We start from the raw sequence: 18,596 nt of genomic DNA, 5'->3' as shown, positions 1-18,596 counted from the left end.
TGCCCGACGGCTCGCCGGCGTGCGAGCCACCAGCCCTACGGAGCATCGGGGGATGCACATGAACAGCGTTCCGCAGCACCTGCACAGCGAGGACCGCCAGGAATACGAGCGGATCCTCGACGAGGCGCTGCGCTCCGCCCAGTACCGTCCCGAACTGGCCGGTATAGGCCAGCGTTTGAACACCGAACAGCTGCGCACCATGGCGCTCAACGCCACCGCACTGATCACGGCGGCCGCGGCGACCGAGTACCAGCACTATGTGAAGGTCCGCGAGGAACTGCGCAATCCTGCGCGGTCCACCCCGGCCACCGTCCAGGAGTCCGGTTCCGCGGAGCCGGGCACGGGCGGCGCGATGGGGCTCGCCACCACCCTCGGCGAGGCCGCCGAGACCACCGGCGCCGGAGGCTTCGCCCTCGCCCTGGTCCTCGCGCCGGTGCTCGCCGGCACCGCCGCCGCGATCTTCCTGCTCGTCGGCTACGTCCTGAAGATGCTGGACCCGGCCCCGGCGTTCGCCCAGACCATGCTCACCGCGGGCTGGGTGTTCGGCGTCGTGACCGCGGCCGCCATCATCATGGCCGGCGCGGGACTGCTGCTCACCGCACTGCGCAACAGCCCCTCGCTGGAAGCCGGAGCCTATGGCGAGCCCGGCGGGGAGGTGGCCAAGGCCCGGGAGGCCTGGCGGGACGCCCTGCTGGAGCGCGGCATCCTGCCCTTCCTGCGGGAAGCACTGGCCACCGACACCGGCACGGCCGGACTGCGCCATACCGCCCCGTCGAGCCCGGCGGGCCGGATGCCGCGTCTCGGTTACGACCGTCCCGGCTTCAGCACCGACGACGGCGCCGCCCCCGCCTCCCGGCCGAGCTTCACCAGCCCGGACTACACCAGCCCGGACTTCGGAGGCCCGGAACACCAGCCGGAATAACCCGGCTTGCGCCCCCGGCCAGGGGGCGCAGGCCGGACACCCGGTCTACGAGGCCGCGCCGGGGAGCTGACGGGCGGCGCGCCCGTCGTACTCCTCCCGCGCCGCCTGCATGACGGCGACGTTCGCCTGCGACCAGTCGGTGATGCGCTGCACGAGCCCGCCCGCCTCCTGGCCCAGCCGGGTCAGCCGGTACTCCACCCGCGGCGGCACCGTCGGATACACCGTGCGGGTCAGCAGTCCCTCCCGCTCCAGCGCCCGCAGGGTCTGCGTCAGCACCTTCGGTGTCACACCGTCCAGCCGTCTGCGCAGCTCCGCGAACCGCATGGGCCGGCCGTCAGCAAGGGCCACCAGCACCAGCATGGTCCACTTGCCGGCGATCACATCCAGCACGGCACGGGTGGGGCAGTCGCGCAGGAAGACGTCCACGCCGCCGTGTTCTCTCAGGTCGAAGCCGGTATCCATGAGGAACCTCGATATCAGAGAAGTGCCTTCTTCCACAGGCCCGTTGCCGGGACCGAGCATGGGACGCGCCGCGACCCGCCGCGACCCGAGCCCCGCCGACGAGGAGTCCTGATGTCCGCCCGTATGCATGCCGTCGTCCAGTCCGTGTTCGGTGGTCCCGAGACGCTGGAGTACGCCGAGACCGGCATACCGGAGCCGGGCCCCGGCGAGGTGCTGCTGCGGGTCGCCGGTGCCGGGGTCAATCCCGGCGACACGGTGCTCCGCTCCGGCCGGGTGCCGGAGCTGGTCGAGCTGCCGTGGACGCCGGGCAACGATGTCGCCGGTGTCGTCGAGCGGGTCGGCGAGGGCGTGACACGGTTCGCCCCGGGCGACAGGGTGTACGGCATGCTGCCGGTGTCCCGGCGTGGTGCGTACGCCGAGTTCACCGCCGCACCGGCCGAGGCGCTGGCCCCCGCTCCCGGGAACCTGGAGCTCGTGACCGCGGGTGCCGTTCCCCTGGCCGCGGTGACCGCCTGGCAGGCGCTGGCCGTGCTGGCGCGGGTCCGGCCCGGTGACCGGGTGCTGATCCATGCGGCGGCCGGTGGCGTCGGCCATGTCGCGGTCCAACTGGCCAAGGAGCTGGGGGCGTACGTCGTCGGCACGGCGCGGGCCGGCCGGCACGACCTGCTGCGCGGGCTGGGTGCCGACGAACTGATCGACTACACGGCCACCGGCTTCGAGTCCGCCGTGGCTCCGGTGGACACGGTCCTGGACCTGGTCGGCGGCTCCTACGGACCACGCTCCCTCGATGTGCTGCGCCCCGGCGGCCTGCTAGTCGGCGCGTCGATCGACCCGGGAACGGACGGACTCCAGGCGGCCGAGCGCGGGGTGCGCTATGTGTGGGTCACTGCTGCTCCCTCCGGTGAGCTGCTGGAACGGATCACGGAACGTATCGAGGCGGGCCGGCTGCGGGTGCTCGTCCAGGACACCTATCCGCTGTCCGAGGCCGCCGAGGCCCACCGCGCGATCGAGGCCGGCCGCACCACCGGAAAACTCGTCCTGGTCCCATGAGAGGCGCTACCGTCCCCCTCTATGAAGGTCCTTCCATGAAGGTGTCCATGAAGGTCCGTCACAAGGTGCGCGTGGTCCTGCTCGACGGTGACCACCTGGTTCTCCTGCGCCGGGGATGGCCGGGTGGCTCCCCGTACTGGACGACCGTGGGCGGCAGCGTCGAACCCGACGACGCCGGTCTGGACGCGGCACTGCGCCGCGAGGTCATGGAGGAGATCGGCGCCACGATCGGCCCCGCCACCCCCCTGCTGACCGTGGCCGAACCGGGCGGGACGGTCACCGTCACACAGCACTTCTTCCTCGCGGACCTGCTGGACATGCACCCGGACCGCCGCGACGGCCCCGAATGGGAATCCCCCGACACCGGCGACTTCGAACCGGTCCGGATCCCGCTGGACCCCACCGCCGTGGCCGCACTCGACCTGCACCCGCCCGAACTCGCCGCGTACGTGCTGGCCCACGTCGAGGCATGGCGAGCCCGATAGCCGGGGTAGTGTGCCGGAGCCCGCTTGCCGAGCCTCCGGCACACTCCCGGGTCCGCCGTCAGTCCGCGATCGGCAGATACACCCGGTTGCCCGCAGCCGCGAACTCCTTCGCCTTCTGAGCCATCCCCGCCTCGACCTCGCCCCGACTCCCGCCGTGCTCGCGGCGGATGTCCTGCGAGATCTTCATCGAGCAGAACTTCGGCCCGCACATCGAGCAGAAGTGGGCCGTCTTCGCCGGCTCCGCCGGAAGCGTCTCGTCGTGGAACTCGCGGGCCGTGTCCGGGTCCAGGGCGAGGTTGAACTGGTCCTCCCACCGGAACTCGAAGCGGGCGTCGGACAGCGCGTCGTCCCACTCCTGCGCACCCGGGTGGCCCTTGGCGAGGTCGGCCGCATGGGCGGCGATCTTGTAGGTGATGACGCCGGTCTTGACGTCGTCCCGGTTGGGCAGGCCCAGGTGCTCCTTGGGCGTGACGTAGCAGAGCATCGCCGTGCCCCACCAGGCGATCATCGCGGCACCGATGCCGGAGGTGATGTGGTCGTACGCCGGTGCGACGTCCGTGGTCAGCGGGCCGAGCGTATAGAACGGAGCTTCATCGCAGATCTCCTGCTGAAGGTCGATGTTCTCCTTGATCTTGTGCATCGGGACATGGCCCGGGCCCTCGATCATCGTCTGTACATGGAAACGCTTCGCGATCCGGTTGAGTTCCCCGAGCGTGCGCAGTTCCGCGAACTGAGCCTCGTCGTTGGCGTCCGCGATGGAGCCGGGGCGCAGTCCGTCGCCCAGGGAGTACGTGACGTCGTAGGCGGCGAGGATCTCGCAGAGTTCCTCGAAGTTCTCGTACAGGAACGACTCCTTGTGGTGCGCGAGGCACCAGGCCGCCATGATCGAGCCGCCGCGCGAGACGATGCCGGTCTTGCGGTTGGCGGTGAGCGGTACATACGGGAGGCGCACGCCCGCGTGGACGGTCATGTAGTCCACGCCCTGCTCGGCCTGTTCGACGACCGTGTCCTTGTAGATCTCCCAGGTCAGTTCCTCGGCCCTGCCGTCGACCTTCTCCAGGGCCTGGTAGAGCGGCACCGTGCCGATGGGGACGGGGGAGTTGCGCAGGACCCACTCACGGGTGGTGTGGATGTTGCGGCCGGTGGAGAGGTCCATGACCGTGTCGGCGCCCCAGCGGGTCGCCCAGGTCATCTTCTCGACCTCCTCCTCGATGGAGGAGGTGACCGCGGAGTTGCCGATGTTGGCGTTGACCTTCACCAGGAACCGCTTGCCGATGATCATCGGCTCGATCTCCGGGTGGTTGACGTTGGCGGGCAGTACGGCCCTGCCCGCCGCGATCTCCTCGCGGACCACCTCGGGAGAAACGTTCTCGCGGATGGCCACGTACTCCATCTCCGGGGTGATCTCGCCCCGGCGGGCGTACGCGAGCTGTGTCACCGCCTCGCCGTCCCGGCTGCGGCGCGGCTGGCGCGGGCGGCCCGGGAAGACCGCGTCCAGGTTGCGCAGGCCACCACGCGGCGAGGTGTGCTTGATCCCGTCGTCCTCGGGGCGGACGGGCCGGCCCGCGTACTCGGCGGTGTCGCCTCGGGCGATGATCCAGTTCTCCCGCAGCGGCGGCAGGCCCCTGCGGACGTCCGTCTCGACGAGCGGATCGGTGTACGGGCCCGAGGTGTCGTAGAGCGTGACCGACTGCCCGTTGGTGAGATGCACCTGACGGACCGGCACCCGCAGATCGGGGCGGGAACCCTCGACATACCCCTTGTGCCAGCCGATGGACTTCCCGGCCTCCGGGGACGTTTCACCCGTAATGGGCTGTTCGTCCTGGCTGAAGGCAGGCGTGCGTGCGTCCTTGTTGGTCATGAGACCTACTCCCTACGCCGGCATTACCCGGTAACAGGTTCGGCGGTCGACGCAGCGGCTTCCGTCGGGCGGCGTTTCATGTGAAACATCACTCGTTCCACGTGAAACATCGCGAATACGGAGGTCAGCGCCCTCTCAGCCCGGTGCTCCGAGCTCCCGCGTGTGCAAAGGTGCCTCCACGCTAGCGTCAATTCGGGCGCGGTGAACAGAGGGCCCCTACCGTTCTTGCGATGATCGGGCGGTGACCTCGACACAGCAGCACCCCTATCCGCCCCCCGACCCGCGGCGCGGCAACGGCGCCTCGCAGGGTGGCGGACCCGGCCACGGGGGCCATGGTGCCGGTGACGGACACATCCACGGGCAGGGCGAGTACTACGACCAGGGGCATGCCCTCGGCCATGCCCACCATCACGACAGCGGCCAAGCCCACGACAACGGCCACGGCCACAGCCACGGCCGCGGAGAGGCCCATGGCCAATCGCCCGGTCCGAGCACCGGCCAGAGCGGCTCCGGGCCCGGCGGCGGTCATGGCCATTCGCACGGACACAGCCACAGCCACGGCCCCGCCGCGCCCGTCTCCAAGCATCTGCGCAAGGTCATCGCGGCGATCCTGATCCCCTTCACCGCCGCGGTCGTGGTCGGCCTGGTGGTGCTCTGGCCCGGTGGTGCCCCGCCGCACGAGCGCACCGGCGTCGGCTTCGACCGCCAGACGCAGGCAGCGACGGTCACCAAGGTCGTCTCGGTCAGCTGCAAGTCGGTCAACGCCTCCGGAGGCGGCTCGACCGGCGACACCTCCACCGCCGACGGCACTTCCTCGAAGCAGGATGAGGGCGGCACCTGCAAGAAGGCCACGGTCCGGGTCGACGCCGGCAAGGACAAGGGCCGTACCTTCACCGAGATCGTGCAGCCCGACCAGTCGCGGCAGTTGCACGAGGGCGAGAAGGTCGTGGCCGCGTACGAGCCCTCCGCGCCCAAGGACCTGCAGTACTCGGTCACCGACGTGAACCGGAAGTTCCCGATGGCGCTGCTGGCCGGGATCTTCGCGCTCGCCGTCGTGGTGGTGGGCCGGCTGCGCGGCGTGATGGCGCTGGTCGCGCTGGCCGTCAGCTTCCTGGTGCTGACCATGTTCATCCTGCCGGGGATCCTGCAGGGCTCGAATCCGCTGCTGATGGCGGTGGTCGGGTCGAGCGCCATCATGCTGATCGCCCTGTACATCTGCCACGGGCTGTCGGCCCGGACCTCGGTGGCGGTGCTCGGCACGCTGGTCTCCCTGTGCCTGATCGGCCTGCTCGGCTCGGAGTTCATCGACTGGGCCGCGCTCACCGGCAACACCGACGACAACACCGGCCTGATCCACGGCCTGTATCCGTCGATCGACATGAGCGGTCTGCTGCTGGCCGGTGTCATCATCGGCTCGCTGGGTGTCCTGGACGACGTGACGGTGACCCAGACCTCGGCCGTCTGGGAACTGCACGAGGCCAACCCGACGATGGGCTGGCGCGGGCTGTACCGGGCGGGCATCCGCATCGGCCGAGACCACATCGCGTCCGTCGTCAACACCCTCGTGCTGGCTTATGCGGGCGCCGCGCTGCCGCTGCTGCTGCTCTTCTCGATCGCGCAGAGCAGTGTGGCCACGGTCGCCAACAGCGAGCTGGTCGCCGAGGAGATCGTGCGCACCCTGGTCGGCTCGATCGGCCTGGTCGCCTCGGTGCCGGTCACCACACTGCTCGCGGCCCTGGTGGTGTCGGCCGACCGGCCGGGCACGGTGACAGCCGAGTCCGTGGAGGCCGCGCCGGCCGCGGCGCGCGGCGGACGGGGACGGCGCCGAAAGCGGTGAAGCGCGGTGGACGGCCGGGAGGAGGCCGTCCACGAGGTGAGGCAGGACGGTCCGCCTGAGAAGTAGCGTTCCGGCAGGGGCCCGGCGCCGGACACGCAGAAGCGTTCCTGCTCGTCCTCACGCGGCTCGGCGGAGCGGCGTGCGCCCCGTGCCGCAACGCTTCAGCCGGCGCTCTGTTCCTCGGCCAGGATGCGGTCCAGGGCCTCTTCGAGGTGGGCGTCGAAGTCGGCGAGCGAGCCCTCCTGGCCGAGCGGCACCAGCTTGTCCGTACGGTCGAGGAAAGCCACCAACGGGGGTGCGGAGGAGCGGAACACCGCCTGGTCGCCGCCGACCTGAAGCCGGATCAGTACCTCGCCCAGCACCTCGGAGTCGGCGGGCGCGATGTGCACATCGCCTTCGCCGCACGGCCGCCCCACCCCGTCGATCAGCAGCTCCCGGCCGAAGGCCCAGGTCACCGGCGCGTCCCCGGGCAGGTGGAAGGTGAGCCGGACGGCATAGGGATCGCAGGTCTCGTAGCGCAACTCCACGGGGATGCGGAAGGAGAGCTCCTCCGAGACGAGAAAGCTCATCATGACTTCTGCTTGTACGGACTCGCGCATTGCCTACCCCGTCATATGACACCGACTGGCCGGGTTTTATCCCTTTGATGGTGGTCAAATCTTGCTGAACGTACACGAGAGATCACAAGGAGTGAGTTTTCAGATACTGATAGCGATCGCCAGGGACCCCAGGTGCCGGCCCACTTCGGCCTGCAGCTGCCGGACGGCGGGCAGCAGCCGGTCGGCCTGGTGGAGGGGGAGGGAGACGGCGATCGTGGCGGCCGTGGTGCCGACGGTGAGGGGGATCGCCGCGCACACCGTCCCCAGTGCGTACTCCTGGCGCTCCACCACCGGTTCCATCCGTCGCGTCCGTTCCAGCCGTCGCAGCAGGGTCTGGTCGTCACGGACCGTGTACGGGGTGAGGGGGCGCACGGGATAGCGGCCGAGATGGTCGCGGCGGACGTCCTCGTCCAGCTGGGAGAGCAGACACTGGCCGATGGCGTGCGCGTGCCCGGTCTCGCGGAAGCCGGCCCATTCCTCCACCGCCGGAGTACCCGGGGAGTCGGAGACGCACATGACCTCGATCTCGCCGTCCCGGTACATGGCGTAGTACACCGGGACACCGATCGAATCGCGCCAGTGGGCGAGGGTGTCGACGACCGCGCTGCGACGTTTCTGCTGCGCCCCGCTGCTGCTCAGCCGCTCCGCGGCCTCACCGAGGAAGAACAGCCCCTTGTCACGGCGCAGATAGCCCTCGTGGACCAGGGTGCGCAGCAGGTGGTAGGCGGTGGGCAGCGCGAGGCCGGTCTCGCGGGCCAGTTGTTTGGCGGGTGCGCCGTGTGTGTGTCCGGCGACGCACTCCAGCAGGCGCATCGCGCGCTGCACGGAGCCGATGAGCGTGGCCGAGTGCGGCTGTGCGGGGTCGCCCGGGGCAGCCGGGGCGGCCGGCCGCTGCACGGGGGGTGTGCTGGAACGTCGTTGGGCGGGGGGTGCTGGATGTTCCGTGGGTGCGGGGGCTGCGTCAAGCGTGGCCAAGGGTCACTCCCGGAGCGCGAGGGGGTCAGCGACTCTAACCGTCCGCCACCGCTCCCGGTCCGCCTGTGCGGGAAACTTCCCTCCCCCGAGGGAACCGGTGATTCCTGTTACCGGCCACCGATTCCCACGGTCCTCACCAGTCGCTCTTCGACGAGGAGTTCGACATGAACTTCCGCACGATGTAGATCAGTCCGCCGACCAGCGCCACGAAGATCAGCAGCTTGAAGAGGAGGAAGACCACCCAGCTGATCACGGCCGTGATCAGGCCGCCGAACACCACCAGCGCGATGACCGGCACCGCGATCCACTTCACCCACCACGGCAGACCCGTGAAGATCTCTCGCATTGCCCTGTCCTCCGCCTTCTCGTGCGCTCCGGCACGTACGGTCTCGTGCGTCCCGCACGATGCGATGTCCTGCACTCGATGCTAGAGCCGGGTGGGGGCCGTTCGGAGGTCTCCGATCCCTTGTCCTCCCCTGACCCTTCCCCTAGGGAACCCCGAGAGCCGAGATCAGGCCTCGGGGGGAGAGAAGACCACCAGAACCCGCAGATCCTCGCTGATGTGGTGGAACTTGTGGGCCACCCCGGCCGGAACGTACACCACACTGCCGCGCGCCACCTGCGTGGTCTCCATGCCGACGGTGATCGCGGCGCGGCCGCTGACGACGAAGTAGACCTCGTCCTGGTTGTGCGGCTGCTGCGGGTCGTGCGAGCCCGCGTCGAGGGCGTAGAGACCGACCGACATGTTCCGCTCCCGCAGGAACTGCAGGTAAGCCCCGTCGTTGGCGGCGCGTTCCGCCTCCAGTTCGTCCAGCCGGAATGCCTTCATCGCGGTTGTCGCCCTCGCCTCACTATTTGCATCCGATCTCTTCTGTCACGATCAGACACATGAAGAATTTCGTAGTCAAGACGATCGCCAACGCAGGCGCTCTGGCGGTCGCCGTGTGGCTGCTCGACAAGATCACCCTGACCGGCGACAACACCGCCAAGAAGGTCTGGACGCTGATCCTGGTGGCCCTGGTCTTCGGCCTGGTGAACTTCCTGGTCAAGCCGATCGTGAAGGTCCTGACCTTCCCGCTGTTCATCCTCACCCTCGGCCTGATCACCCTGGTGGTCAACGCGCTGATGCTGCTGCTGACGTCGTGGGTGTGCGACAAGCTCGACCTGAGCTTCCACGTGGACGGCTTCTGGACGGCCGTCCTGGGCGGTCTGATCATCTCGATCGTGTCCTGGGCGCTCAACATGGTCCTTCCCGACACGGACTGAGCATCCGATGACCTACCGCGTCTGCTTCGTCTGCACCGGCAACATCTGCCGTTCCCCGATGGCCGAATCCGTCTTCCGTGCCCGCGTGACCGAGGCCGGGCTCGACGACCGTGTCGAGGCCGACAGCGCCGGCACCGGCGGCTGGCACGAGGGCGACGGCGCCGACCCGCGCACCGTCCGCGTCCTCGCGGAGCACGGCTACGACAGCGACCACACCGCCCGCCGGTTCCAGGCGTCCTGGTTCGCCCGGCTCGACCTCGTGATCGCCCTCGACTCCGGCCACCTCAAGGCCCTGCGGCGGCTCGCCCCCACCGCGGGGGACGCGCGCAAGGTGCGCCTGCTGCGCGCGTACGACCCGGCGGCCGGTGACGACCTCGACGTACCGGATCCGTACTACGGCGGTCTGGACGGCTTCGAGGAGTGCCTTGAGATGGTGGAGGCGGCGAGCGAGGGGCTGCTCGCCGCGGTACGGGACGAAGTGGAGGGAACGGCGGCATGACCGAGGCGGCCATGGGCGAGGGCACACGCGCGGTGCGCGCGGGGCTGCCCGAGCCGGTCAAGAACGAGCCGACCCTGCCGGGGCCGGTCTTCGCCGCGCACTTCCATCTGCCGGGCGAGGTGAGCGGACCGTACGCCTACGGGCGCGACGAGAATCCGACCTGGACCCATCTGGAGCGGGCCATCGGCGAGTTGGAGGCACCTGGCGAGGACGTCGAGACGCTGGTGTTCGCCTCCGGTGTGGCGGCCATCGCTGCGGTGCTCTTCTCCCAGCTGAGCGCCGGGGACGCGGTCGTCCTGCCCTCCGACGGCTACCAGGTGCTGCCCTTGGTCCGCGCCCAGCTGGAGGCGTACGGCATCGAGGTGCGCACCGCACCGACCGCCGGCGACGCCCAGCTCGACGCCCTGGACGGGGCGAAGCTGCTGCTGATCGAGACGCCGTGCAACCCCGGGCTCGACGTCTGCGACATCCGGCGCCTCGCCGAGGCGGCACACGCGCGTGGTGCCCTCGTCGCCGTCGACAACACCCTCGCTACCCCGCTCGGCCAGCGGCCGCTGGCGCTGGGTGCCGACTTCTCGATGGCCAGCGGCACCAAACAGCTCACCGGCCACGGGGACGTGCTGCTGGGGTACGTCGCCGGGCGGGAGGCGGCCGCCATGGCCGCCGTACGCCGCTGGCGCAAGATCATCGGGGCGATCTCCGGGCCCATGGAGGCCTGGCTGGCCCATCGCTCCCTCGCCACCCTCCAGCTGCGGGTGGACCGGCAGAACGCGACCGCCCTGCTGCTCGCCGAGGCACTGCGCGAGCGGCCCGAGGTGACCGCCCTGCGCTATCCCGGGCTGTCCGGCGACCCCGCACACAAGATCGCCTCGCAGCAGATGCGCCGCTACGGCTCGGTGATCTCCTTCACGCTGCCCACGCGCACGCGTGCCGAGCGTTTTCTCCAGGCCCTGCGGCTGGTCGACGATGCCACGAGCTTCGGCGGGGTGCGTTCCACAGCCGAGCGGCGGCGGCGCTGGGGCGGGGACGACGTGCCGGAGGGCTTCATACGGCTGTCGGTCGGGGCGGAGGATCCCGAAGATCTCGTGGCCGATGTGCTGCGCGCGCTCGACGAGTCGGACCGGTGACCGGATTACGGACGCCTCCACGGGTCCGGCTACGCATAACGGACGGTCCGAGCCTCCCCCCTCGTGGCTCGGACCGTCCCGGTTCTCGCGCGCCAAGAACCGCGCGACCAAGGCTAGTTGACTCTGCGTCAGTGTCCAATCACTGTAGCGACAGAGACCTATCGACTTATTTATAGTTGGGGACCTGCCCGGGGGCCGGAAAAGGGCAGGGCGAACGGGAGGGCGTGCGATGGATCTGGCCTTGCTGCGCACCTTCGTCACCGTGCACCGGGCCGGCTCCTTCACCCGCGCCGCCGCCCTGCTCGGTCTCTCGCAGCCGGCCGTGACCTCCCAGATCCGGACCCTGGAACGACAGCTGGGCCGCCCGCTCTTCCTGCGCCAGGCCCGCGGAGTGACCCCCACGACCATCGGCGACGAACTCGCCCACAAGGCCGCCCCGCATCTCGACGCCCTCGTGGAGATAGCGGAACGCGGCCTCGACGACGACTCCTCGGTGCGCACCCTGCACCTCGCCGGCCCGCCCGAGTTCACCGCCGAACGTGCCCTTCCCGCTCTCACGGAGCTCGCCGGCGACGACGGCCTGGGCTTCGCGCTGCGCGCTTCGTTCGGGAATGCCGAAGAGACCCTGGAGGGGCTGTCCGCCGGTCACCATGACCTGGCCATCAGTACGGTCCGGCCGCGCGGCGCTCTGCTCACCGCCACCGCGCTCTGCGACGAGGAGCATGTACTGGTCGCCGCTCCACGCTGGTCCGAGGAGATCGGCACCGGCGCGGTACGCGGCAAGGGCTCGGCCGCTCTGGAGAACCTGCCGGTCGTCGAGGTCCATGAGTCCTTGCCGTTCGTCTCGCGCTACTGGGGTTCCGTCTTCGACAGCCGCCCAGCCGCCTCGGGCACGGTCGTTGTGCCCGATCTGCGCGCGGTCCTCGCCTGTACGGTCGCGGGTGCCGGCCTCGCCGTGCTGCCCCGGTATCTGTGCACGGCCGCTCTGGAGCGCGGTGAGGTCGTGGCACTGCACGATCCCGCGGTGCCGCCGTTGCGGACGTACTTCCTGGTGGTGCGCACCGGCACACTCGCCATGCCCCATGTGGCACGGGCGCACGAATGGCTCCAGCACGCGGCCTCGGACTGGGGCTGAGCGCGTTCTGCGGAGTTAACGCGATGCGTCCGTACGGTGGCGCTTCGCGATGTTTCACGTGGAACCAGCTGGGCCACATTTCTCCCATGACCGTCCGACCCGTGGTCAAGCGCACCGCCCGTGCCGTCCTCCTGGACGGCGACGACCTGATTCTGATCAAGCGCACCAAGCCTGGTGTCGATCCCTACTGGGTCACGCCCGGTGGCGGGGTCGAGCCGGAGGACACCACCGTCGTCGACGCCCTGCACCGCGAGGTGGACGAGGAGCTCGGCGCCAAGATCACCGACGTGGTGCCCTGCTTCGTGGACACCGTGGAGCACATCGGCGACAACGGCAGCGCGACCGGCGTGAAGGTGCAGCACTTCTTCGTCTGTCGGCTGGAGTCGATGGACCCGGCCCTGCGGCACGGCCCCGAGGTCGACGAGCCCGCCGGCGAGTACGAGATCGTGCGCGTCCCCTTCACCCGGGTGGGGATCGCCTCCGTTCACCTCGTACCGCTGTCGCTGCGGCACTACCTGGACGGCAACATCGAGGGCGTGCGGGCCATGCACGCCCCGGATCTCGGATGAGGGATCAGTCGCCGACGACGACCAGTTCCTCCACCGAGTCGTGCCGGATGCGGTGCGCGGGGAAGCCGACGTCCCGCAGCGCGGTGATCCCGTTGCGGATCATTCCGGGCGGCCCGGAGAGATAGGCGTCGTACTCGAACCACGGGCCGTACCCGCGGATGGCGTCGGGGAGCTGGAGGTGCGCCTGCTGGTCGACGACCGCCCGGACCGCGAGCCAGGGATGGATCTGCTGGAGCCGGAGCAGGTTGTCGATGTCGTACAGATCGTGGTCGGTGCGGGAGCCGTAGAACACCTCGACCGGGCGGCGCGCGCCGCGTTCGGCGATGTCCTCGACCATCGCCTTGATGGGTGCGATGCCGGTGCCGCCACCCAGGCAGAGCAGTCCGTTGTCCCTCGTGTGGTCGACGGTCATCGAACCGCCGGGCGGGCCGAGACGGACGACGTCACCAGGGCGGGCGCGGTGCACCAGCGAGTTGGAGACCCAGCCTGCCGGGACGGCCTTCACATGAAGCGTGAGCAGGCCGTCCGAGCGGGGCGCGGAGGCGAAGGAGTAATGCCGCCACACCCGCGGCCACCAGGCTGTCTCCAGGCTCGTGTACTGCCCGGCGAGGAAGGGGTAGGGCTGGTCCGGACGGAGCGTGAGCACCGCGACGTCCGCGGTCCTGAGTTCGTGGGCGACGATCTCCGCGTGCCACCACGCCGGTGCACGCAACTCGGCCGTGGCCGCCGCATCGATCATCACCTGGGACATCGTCGTGTACGCCCGTACCCAGGCCGCCTCCGTCTCGGGGTCCCAGATGCCCGAGGCGTACCTGCTCAGCGCGCCGATGAGGCACTCGCCGACGGCCGGGTAGTGCTCGGCCCGGGTGCCGTACTTGCGGTGGCCGCGGCCCAGGTTCTGGAGGTACTCGACCAGGACGGGTGTGTTGTCGATGTGCTCGGCCGCGGTGAGCAGCGCCTTCAGCAGCCGGTCCCGCTGGGTGTCCATGGCGGCCGGGAACAGCGAACGCAGTTCGGGATGGCGGACGAAGAGCAGTGCGTAGAAGTACGAGGTGACCTTGTCGGCGATCGGACCGACCTCGGCCATGGTGCCGCGGATGCGGATCGCGTCCGGGGAGGCGCCCTGCGTCTGCTGTACACCGTGCTGTGGCGGGACGCGCTGTTCGAAGGTGCCGGGTGCGGGGTGCCCGGTCGGGGGCACGAAGGGGCCGGGCATCGCGTGCTGCCCGCCGAGCGGGGCCTGAGCGGCCCCCTGAAGGCGTGGCGGCTCCACCGACGGCCGTATTCGCTCCCGAGGCTCAGCGGACGCGGGAGGACGGCCCTGAGGCGATTCCTGCCCGCTACCCGGCGCCGCGATCGGAGGTCCGGCAGAGGGGTCGAACGCGGGCCTGTCATGGGGCGAGAACCAGCGGCCTCCACCGGCCCCGTCGTTGCCCGCCGACGTGGTGGTCGGAGCGTCCATGGTGTGCCCTCGCCTCGAACATCTTGCGGTCGGTCTGCGCACTTCACTCGGAAGGTGCTTGCGTTCCCCCGTTGACGGCTAGCTCTCCCCGGTCGGGCCCCGTGGCCGACACGACCACATTCAACCCGCGATTCCCCGTGTGCGGACAAGTAAGGCGAGAGTGTGACATGGGCCGCAATCACTCCCGCTGGAGCGTCCCGCCCTGGACGTTAACCGGAGTCGACCCTACCGGCCGTCGCCGCGCGCACAAGTCCCCCCTGCCTCCCCCGTGAATCTGGCAACGGGCGAACCGTCGGTTCCCTCAATTACCGGGCGCCGCGCGCCAATTCATAGGCATCCCACAGATCCCTGCCCGTGTAGCAGTACGTCGCCAGGCCGGCGAGATGTCCGTCCGCATTGACTGCCACGGACACCGGAACCGCGGCGAACAAATCCCTGTCCGACATCGAGTCGCCGTACGCGACGCAGTCCGCCCGACCGACCCCGAACTGCTCGCACAGGCGGTCCGCGATGGTCACCTTGGCGGCGGCAGTGAGCACTCCCGCGGGGTCCACCGGTTCGACGAACGGCACCGCCGGGAAGCGCGATCCGAAGGCCGCATGGACTCCCCAGTCCAGCAGACGTTCCACGAAGAACGAGGGCGACAGCGAGACCACCGCACAGTAGTCCCCCGATCCCCTGATCTCGGTCCAGACGTCCCGGATACGGGCGAGCCACGGCGCGCCGTCGAATGCCGCCTTCACATGCGCGTCGGTCAGCTCGGCCCAAAGGGTGTACACCCGCGTCGCATACTCCGGCGGATCTATCCGTCCCGCCGAAATGGCCAGGTCGAGCTCCATGGTCTCTGCTTCCAGACCGAGTTGACGGGATATTTCGACGGGTGCGGAGGTGCCGTGCAGCAATGTGCCGTCGAGATCGAAGAGATGAAGTCTCGCCATGGTCCCGAGGCTAACGGGAAGCAGTCGTGGCCCCTCGGTGCGGCCACCGATGGCTGCCATACGGCGATGTTTCACGTGAAACGTCGCGGGTCTGTCCAGGGGCTGAGCCGGGGGCTACGACATGGCCAAAAGCGGGTGCGTGTGCCCTGAAACGGGTGGACGCCGGGGGTCTCGGTCGGCAAGCCTGACCTGCGTGTCAACTCCTTCCGACGCCGCTCTGCCCATTCGCCGACTGACGCCGCGCGATCTCAGCGCCTGCGCCGACCTGTCCGAGGATCGGGGGTGGCCCCGTGAGGAACACAAGTGGCGCTTGCTCCTCACCGCCGGGAAGGGATACGGCATCGACGACCCCGGCGGAGGCCTGGTCGCCGCCTGCGTCGTCACGGAGTACGGCCCGAGGGAACGCCCGCATCTCGGCGCGGTCGGCATGGTCCTGGTCGCCGAACGGCACGCCCGCCAGGGCATCGGGCGCCGGCTGATGCGGCACATCGTCTCGGCGATGGGGACGACTCCCCTGACCCTGTACGCGACGCCGTACGGCCGTCCGCTCTACGAGGAGCTGGGGTTCAAGGTCACAGGACGTTCGGAGATGCTGTCCGGGCCCTTCACACCGGGCGGAACCGAGCCCCTGGTGGCGACCCGGCCGGCCACCGCCGAGGACCTCGGTTCCATCCTCCGGCTGGACGAGGAGGTGTTCGGCGCCGACCGCACCCTTCTGATCACTCGGCTGCCCGCGTTCTCGGACCTGCTGCGTGTCGCCGTGGACGACGGGCGGATCGTCGGATACGCGGCCGCCTGGCCCAACATGGACACGCATGTCGTCGGGCCGCTGATCGCCCGTGACACCGAGACGGCGAAGTCCCTGATCGCCTCGCTCGCCGCCCACACCGATCGTCCGCTCCGTACCGACATCGACGTCCGGCACGAGGAACTGCTGGCCTGGGCGAAGGCGCGCGGGCTGGCCTCCGCCGCCATGAACTCCGTCATGACCTACGGCATCACCGAGTCACCGGGGGACTGGACACGCCGGTTCGCGCCACTGACGGTCGCGGCAGGCTGAGAGTCCTTCGACGCATGGAACGCCGGCTCCCTGGGGGAGCCGGCGTTCACGTCAAGCGGGGCTGCTGTCACGCGAGTGCCTGTACAGCGGCGGAGGCGAACCCGTGGTCCTGGTCGGGCGCACCGCCGCCGACACCGATCGCCCCGATGAGCCGGCCGTCCCGCTGGACGGGGACTCCGCCCGCGATGAACAGCAGCGGCCGGTCGAGGGCCGTGGGCAGGGTGTGGAAGAGGCCGCCGGGCTGGACGGCGTCGACGAGGTCGGCGGTGGGGGTGTTCAGCTGGAGCGCCGTGTAGGCCTTGCGGGTGCTGGTCTCGCCGGAGATCAACACAGCGCGGTCGTCCCGTCGGAAGGCCAGCAGATGGCCTCCGGCGTCCAGGACGGTGACGCTGACGGTGACCCCGGCGGCCTCGGCGGCGCGGCCGGCCTCGGTGATCAGGAACTCGGCGTCCTGGGTGGTGAGCGGGGTGACGGTGGTGGTGCTCATGGTTCTCCTTGGACGGTGCTGACGTGCGGTGGGAAGTGCGGGCGGTCAGTGGTGGACCGACGCCCGTTGTCCGGTGGGCGTCCCGCCGGTGACCACGGCGCTCGGGGCGCTGTCGCGGCGCTCCAGCGCAGCCGACAGGAAGGCGAGGACGAGGGCGGCCGCGGCGAGGGCGGCGCCGACCCAGTTGGGGGAGGTGTAGCCGAAGCCGGCGGCGATCACGATGCCGCCGAGCCAGGCGGACAGGGCGTTGCCGAGGTTGAAGGCGCCGATGTTCACGGCCGAGGCCAGGGTGGGGGCGCCGTGCGCCTGGTCGAGGACGCGCTTCTGCAGCGGTGGGACGGTGGCGAAGCCCAGGGCGCCGATCAGGGCGACGGTCACGGCGGCCGCGATCTTGCTGTGCGCGGTGAGCGTGAAGAGGGCGAGGACGACGGCCAGGGAGCCCAGGGACACATACAGCATGGGCATCAGGGCGCGGTCGGCGAACCTGCCGCCGACAAGGTTGCCGCCGACCATGCCGAGGCCGAAGAGGACCAGCAGCCAGGTGACGGAGCCGTCGGCGAAGCCGGTGACATGGGTCATCATCGGCGCGATGTAGGTGATGGCCGCGAAGACCCCGCCGAAGCCCAGGACGGTCATCGCCATGGCGAGCAGGACCTGGGTGTTCTTGAACGCGGCCAGCTCGTGCCGCAGGTGCACGCCCTCCGGGCTGGGCAGTTCGGGGACCAGCTTGGCGATACCGGCCAGACCGACGACACCGAGGGCGGCGACGATGCCGAAGGTGACGCGCCAGCCGGCGTGCTGCCCCACAAGGGTGCCGAGCGGGACGCCGATGACGTTGGCGACGGTGAGGCCGGTGAACATCATCGCGATTGCTCCCGCCTTCTTGCTCGGTGCGACCAGCTCGGCCGCCACTACCGAGCTGATGCCGAAGAAGGCCCCGTGGGCGAGGGAGGCGACCACCCGGCCGATCAGCATGACGGCGAAGACGGGGGCCACGGCGGTCAGCAGGTTGCCGGCGATGAAGAAGCCCATCAGCAGCATCAGCATCCGCTTGCGAGGAACCTTCGTGCCCAGCACGGTCATCAGCGGGGCGCCGATCACCACGCCGAGCGCATAGCCGGTGACGAGCAGGCCGGCGGTCGGGATGGAGACCCCAAAGTCACCCGCGACCTCGGGCAGCAAGCCCATGATCCCGAATTCGGTCGTTCCGATTCCGAAGGCCCCGATCGCGAGGGCCAGAAGCGCGAGAGGCATGGAGGTACGACCTTCCCAGACGATTGCAGGTGCGCTTTACGTGCTTCCACAATAATTGCAGACGCGGGCTATATGCAAGCGAGGGATATTGCGCACCTGCTCTATCCTGGGTTCAGCCGCTCCGGGACGGAGGAAAAACGCCAATGACAGCGACGGACCCTGCACTCACCGCCCTCGCCCAGGGCTGGTGCGCCCTCTCCCTGTTGCACGGGAGGATCGAGGCACATATCGAGCGCGCCCTTCAGGCGAAGCACGACCTGAGCGTGCGCGAGTACTCCCTGCTCGACGTCCTCAGCCGACAGCACGACGGCGAAGGGGGCCATCTGCAGATGAAGCAGGTCGCCGACGCGGTCGTCCTCAGCCAGAGCGCCACCACCCGGCTGGTCACGCGCCTGGAGGACCGCGGTCTCCTGGAGCGCTATCTCTGCCCGACCGACCGCCGCGGCATCTACACGAACGTCACCGAGTCCGGCCTGCTACTGCTGGAGGAGGCTCGCCCCACCAATGACACGGCGCTGCGCGAAGCCCTCGACGAGGCGGCCAGGAACCCGGAACTGGCTCCCCTGGTCCGGGCCGTGGAGTCGCTGCACGTGCCCGCATAGGCTGCG

At 69.8% G+C, this 18,596-nt stretch carries 21 protein-coding genes; 11 read left to right on the top strand and 10 right to left on the bottom strand.

The genetic code is table 11. The annotated features are described in order from the left end of the window. The first annotated feature begins 52 nt into the window (after positions 1-52). The gene (locus tag SSP29_RS11785; protein ID WP_089100502.1) at positions 53-922 is read left to right on the top strand and encodes a hypothetical protein; all 870 of its coding nucleotides are present in this window, start codon (positions 53-55) and stop codon (positions 920-922) included. Between the two features lie 45 nt (positions 923-967). Here the strand turns inward: SSP29_RS11785 and SSP29_RS11780 are convergent, their stop codons facing one another. Next, the gene (locus SSP29_RS11780; RefSeq protein ID WP_089100501.1) at positions 968-1,384 is read right to left on the bottom strand and encodes a winged helix-turn-helix transcriptional regulator; all 417 of its coding nucleotides are present in this window, start codon (positions 1,382-1,384) and stop codon (positions 968-970) included. Between the two features lie 111 nt (positions 1,385-1,495). Here SSP29_RS11780 and SSP29_RS11775 point away from each other — a divergent pair, with 111 nt between their 5' ends. Further along, positions 1,496-2,434, top strand: coding sequence for an NADP-dependent oxidoreductase (locus SSP29_RS11775; RefSeq protein ID WP_089100500.1), 939 nt, complete (start codon positions 1,496-1,498; stop codon positions 2,432-2,434). A 35-nt stretch (positions 2,435-2,469) separates the two neighbouring features. Beyond that, the gene (locus SSP29_RS11770) at positions 2,470-2,919 is read left to right on the top strand and encodes an NUDIX domain-containing protein (protein ID WP_245883072.1); all 450 of its coding nucleotides are present in this window, start codon (positions 2,470-2,472) and stop codon (positions 2,917-2,919) included. 58 nt (positions 2,920-2,977) lie between these two features. Here SSP29_RS11770 and thiC read toward each other — a convergent pair whose 3' ends face one another. After that, the gene (gene thiC / locus SSP29_RS11765; RefSeq protein WP_089100499.1) at positions 2,978-4,780 is read right to left on the bottom strand and encodes a phosphomethylpyrimidine synthase ThiC; all 1,803 of its coding nucleotides are present in this window, start codon (positions 4,778-4,780) and stop codon (positions 2,978-2,980) included. A 241-nt stretch (positions 4,781-5,021) separates the two neighbouring features. On the opposite strand from thiC, the gene SSP29_RS11760 reads away from it, so the two are divergent. Beyond that, the gene (locus tag SSP29_RS11760) at positions 5,022-6,617 is read left to right on the top strand and encodes a YibE/F family protein (RefSeq protein ID WP_089100498.1); all 1,596 of its coding nucleotides are present in this window, start codon (positions 5,022-5,024) and stop codon (positions 6,615-6,617) included. Positions 6,618-6,778: 161 nt separating this feature from the next. Here the strand turns inward: SSP29_RS11760 and SSP29_RS11755 are convergent, their stop codons facing one another. The 4 genes from SSP29_RS11755 to SSP29_RS11740 form a co-directional block, all read right to left on the bottom strand. Then, positions 6,779-7,216 (bottom strand): SsgA family sporulation/cell division regulator, encoded by a 438-nt coding sequence (locus tag SSP29_RS11755; protein WP_089100497.1) that lies wholly within the window; start codon positions 7,214-7,216, stop codon positions 6,779-6,781. Between the two features lie 99 nt (positions 7,217-7,315). After that, entirely contained in the window at positions 7,316-8,113 is a 798-nt protein-coding gene (locus SSP29_RS11750; protein WP_150133976.1) for an IclR family transcriptional regulator, read from the bottom strand. Positions 8,114-8,324: 211 nt separating this feature from the next. Then, the gene (locus SSP29_RS11745; protein WP_089100495.1) at positions 8,325-8,537 is read right to left on the bottom strand and encodes a DUF5326 family protein; all 213 of its coding nucleotides are present in this window, start codon (positions 8,535-8,537) and stop codon (positions 8,325-8,327) included. A 165-nt stretch (positions 8,538-8,702) separates the two neighbouring features. Continuing rightward, positions 8,703-9,020: a cupin domain-containing protein gene (locus tag SSP29_RS11740; RefSeq protein WP_089100494.1), complete on the bottom strand. Its 318-nt coding sequence runs from the start codon at positions 9,018-9,020 to the stop codon at positions 8,703-8,705. A gap of 59 nt (positions 9,021-9,079) precedes the next feature. Here SSP29_RS11740 and SSP29_RS11735 point away from each other — a divergent pair, with 59 nt between their 5' ends. The 5 genes from SSP29_RS11735 (at position 9,080) to SSP29_RS11715 (ending at position 12,787) form a co-directional block, all read left to right on the top strand. Then, a complete protein-coding gene (locus SSP29_RS11735) occupies positions 9,080-9,457 on the top strand; it encodes a phage holin family protein (protein WP_089100493.1) in 378 nt (125 codons plus the stop codon). 7 nt (positions 9,458-9,464) lie between these two features. Further along, positions 9,465-9,956 carry a low molecular weight protein-tyrosine-phosphatase gene (locus tag SSP29_RS11730; RefSeq protein WP_089100492.1) on the top strand — a complete coding sequence of 164 codons (492 nt, stop codon included), beginning with the start codon at positions 9,465-9,467 and terminating at the stop codon, positions 9,954-9,956. Continuing rightward, the gene (locus SSP29_RS11725) at positions 9,953-11,083 is read left to right on the top strand and encodes a cystathionine gamma-lyase (RefSeq protein ID WP_089100491.1); all 1,131 of its coding nucleotides are present in this window, start codon (positions 9,953-9,955) and stop codon (positions 11,081-11,083) included. The genes SSP29_RS11730 and SSP29_RS11725 overlap by 4 nt, the downstream gene beginning before the upstream one ends. A gap of 229 nt (positions 11,084-11,312) precedes the next feature. Beyond that, on the top strand, positions 11,313-12,218 hold the full coding sequence (locus SSP29_RS11720; RefSeq protein WP_089100490.1) for a LysR family transcriptional regulator: 906 nt from the start codon (positions 11,313-11,315) through the stop codon (positions 12,216-12,218). Between the two features lie 86 nt (positions 12,219-12,304). Next, entirely contained in the window at positions 12,305-12,787 is a 483-nt protein-coding gene (locus SSP29_RS11715) for an NUDIX domain-containing protein (protein ID WP_089100489.1), read from the top strand. A gap of 4 nt (positions 12,788-12,791) precedes the next feature. On the opposite strand, the gene SSP29_RS11710 is transcribed toward SSP29_RS11715, so the two are convergent. Together SSP29_RS11710 and SSP29_RS11705 are read right to left on the bottom strand one after the other, a co-directional pair. Next, positions 12,792-14,003: a globin domain-containing protein gene (locus SSP29_RS11710; RefSeq protein ID WP_089100488.1), complete on the bottom strand. Its 1,212-nt coding sequence runs from the start codon at positions 14,001-14,003 to the stop codon at positions 12,792-12,794. 551 nt (positions 14,004-14,554) lie between these two features. Further along, positions 14,555-15,187, bottom strand: coding sequence for an HAD family hydrolase (locus SSP29_RS11705; protein WP_089100763.1), 633 nt, complete (start codon positions 15,185-15,187; stop codon positions 14,555-14,557). A 193-nt stretch (positions 15,188-15,380) separates the two neighbouring features. Here SSP29_RS11705 and SSP29_RS11700 point away from each other — a divergent pair, with 193 nt between their 5' ends. After that, positions 15,381-16,247, top strand: a complete 867-nt coding sequence (locus SSP29_RS11700) for a GNAT family N-acetyltransferase (protein ID WP_089100487.1) — start codon at positions 15,381-15,383, stop codon at positions 16,245-16,247. A gap of 67 nt (positions 16,248-16,314) precedes the next feature. Here the strand turns inward: SSP29_RS11700 and SSP29_RS11695 are convergent, their stop codons facing one another. Both SSP29_RS11695 and SSP29_RS11690 read right to left on the bottom strand, forming a co-directional pair. Beyond that, positions 16,315-16,734 carry a GlcG/HbpS family heme-binding protein gene (locus tag SSP29_RS11695; protein ID WP_089100486.1) on the bottom strand — a complete coding sequence of 140 codons (420 nt, stop codon included), beginning with the start codon at positions 16,732-16,734 and terminating at the stop codon, positions 16,315-16,317. A gap of 45 nt (positions 16,735-16,779) precedes the next feature. Beyond that, positions 16,780-17,988 (bottom strand): MFS transporter, encoded by a 1,209-nt coding sequence (locus tag SSP29_RS11690; protein ID WP_089100485.1) that lies wholly within the window; start codon positions 17,986-17,988, stop codon positions 16,780-16,782. A 143-nt stretch (positions 17,989-18,131) separates the two neighbouring features. Here SSP29_RS11690 and SSP29_RS11685 point away from each other — a divergent pair, with 143 nt between their 5' ends. After that, entirely contained in the window at positions 18,132-18,590 is a 459-nt protein-coding gene (locus SSP29_RS11685; protein ID WP_089100484.1) for a MarR family winged helix-turn-helix transcriptional regulator, read from the top strand. Positions 18,591-18,596 lie beyond the last annotated feature (6 nt).

The organism is Streptomyces hyaluromycini, from assembly GCF_002217755.1.
Taxonomy (GTDB): Bacteria; Actinomycetota; Actinomycetes; order Streptomycetales; family Streptomycetaceae; genus Streptomyces; species Streptomyces hyaluromycini.
This window is presented reverse-complemented; position numbering and strand designations above follow the sequence as displayed.

What these genes read in the sequence shown, in the direction of transcription:
- SSP29_RS11785 (WP_089100502.1), top strand. Translation starts at nt 53, where the DNA reads ATGCACATGAACAGCGTTCCGCAGCACCTGCACAGCGAGGACCGCCAG.
- SSP29_RS11780 (WP_089100501.1), bottom strand. Translation starts at nt 1,384, where the DNA reads ATGGATACCGGCTTCGACCTGAGAGAACACGGCGGCGTGGACGTCTTC.
- SSP29_RS11775 (WP_089100500.1), top strand. Translation starts at nt 1,496, where the DNA reads ATGTCCGCCCGTATGCATGCCGTCGTCCAGTCCGTGTTCGGTGGTCCC.
- SSP29_RS11770 (WP_245883072.1), top strand. Translation starts at nt 2,470, where the DNA reads ATGAAGGTGTCCATGAAGGTCCGTCACAAGGTGCGCGTGGTCCTGCTC.
- thiC (WP_089100499.1), bottom strand. Translation starts at nt 4,780, where the DNA reads ATGACCAACAAGGACGCACGCACGCCTGCCTTCAGCCAGGACGAACAG.
- SSP29_RS11755 (WP_089100497.1), bottom strand. Translation starts at nt 7,216, where the DNA reads ATGCGCGAGTCCGTACAAGCAGAAGTCATGATGAGCTTTCTCGTCTCG.
- SSP29_RS11745 (WP_089100495.1), bottom strand. Translation starts at nt 8,537, where the DNA reads ATGCGAGAGATCTTCACGGGTCTGCCGTGGTGGGTGAAGTGGATCGCG.
- SSP29_RS11740 (WP_089100494.1), bottom strand. Translation starts at nt 9,020, where the DNA reads ATGAAGGCATTCCGGCTGGACGAACTGGAGGCGGAACGCGCCGCCAAC.
- SSP29_RS11735 (WP_089100493.1), top strand. Translation starts at nt 9,080, where the DNA reads ATGAAGAATTTCGTAGTCAAGACGATCGCCAACGCAGGCGCTCTGGCG.
- SSP29_RS11730 (WP_089100492.1), top strand. Translation starts at nt 9,465, where the DNA reads ATGACCTACCGCGTCTGCTTCGTCTGCACCGGCAACATCTGCCGTTCC.
- SSP29_RS11725 (WP_089100491.1), top strand. Translation starts at nt 9,953, where the DNA reads ATGACCGAGGCGGCCATGGGCGAGGGCACACGCGCGGTGCGCGCGGGG.
- SSP29_RS11720 (WP_089100490.1), top strand. Translation starts at nt 11,313, where the DNA reads ATGGATCTGGCCTTGCTGCGCACCTTCGTCACCGTGCACCGGGCCGGC.
- SSP29_RS11715 (WP_089100489.1), top strand. Translation starts at nt 12,305, where the DNA reads ATGACCGTCCGACCCGTGGTCAAGCGCACCGCCCGTGCCGTCCTCCTG.
- SSP29_RS11710 (WP_089100488.1), bottom strand. Translation starts at nt 14,003, where the DNA reads ATGCCCGGCCCCTTCGTGCCCCCGACCGGGCACCCCGCACCCGGCACC.
- SSP29_RS11705 (WP_089100763.1), bottom strand. Translation starts at nt 15,187, where the DNA reads ATGGCGAGACTTCATCTCTTCGATCTCGACGGCACATTGCTGCACGGC.
- SSP29_RS11695 (WP_089100486.1), bottom strand. Translation starts at nt 16,734, where the DNA reads ATGAGCACCACCACCGTCACCCCGCTCACCACCCAGGACGCCGAGTTC.
- SSP29_RS11690 (WP_089100485.1), bottom strand. Translation starts at nt 17,988, where the DNA reads ATGCCTCTCGCGCTTCTGGCCCTCGCGATCGGGGCCTTCGGAATCGGA.
- SSP29_RS11685 (WP_089100484.1), top strand. Translation starts at nt 18,132, where the DNA reads ATGACAGCGACGGACCCTGCACTCACCGCCCTCGCCCAGGGCTGGTGC.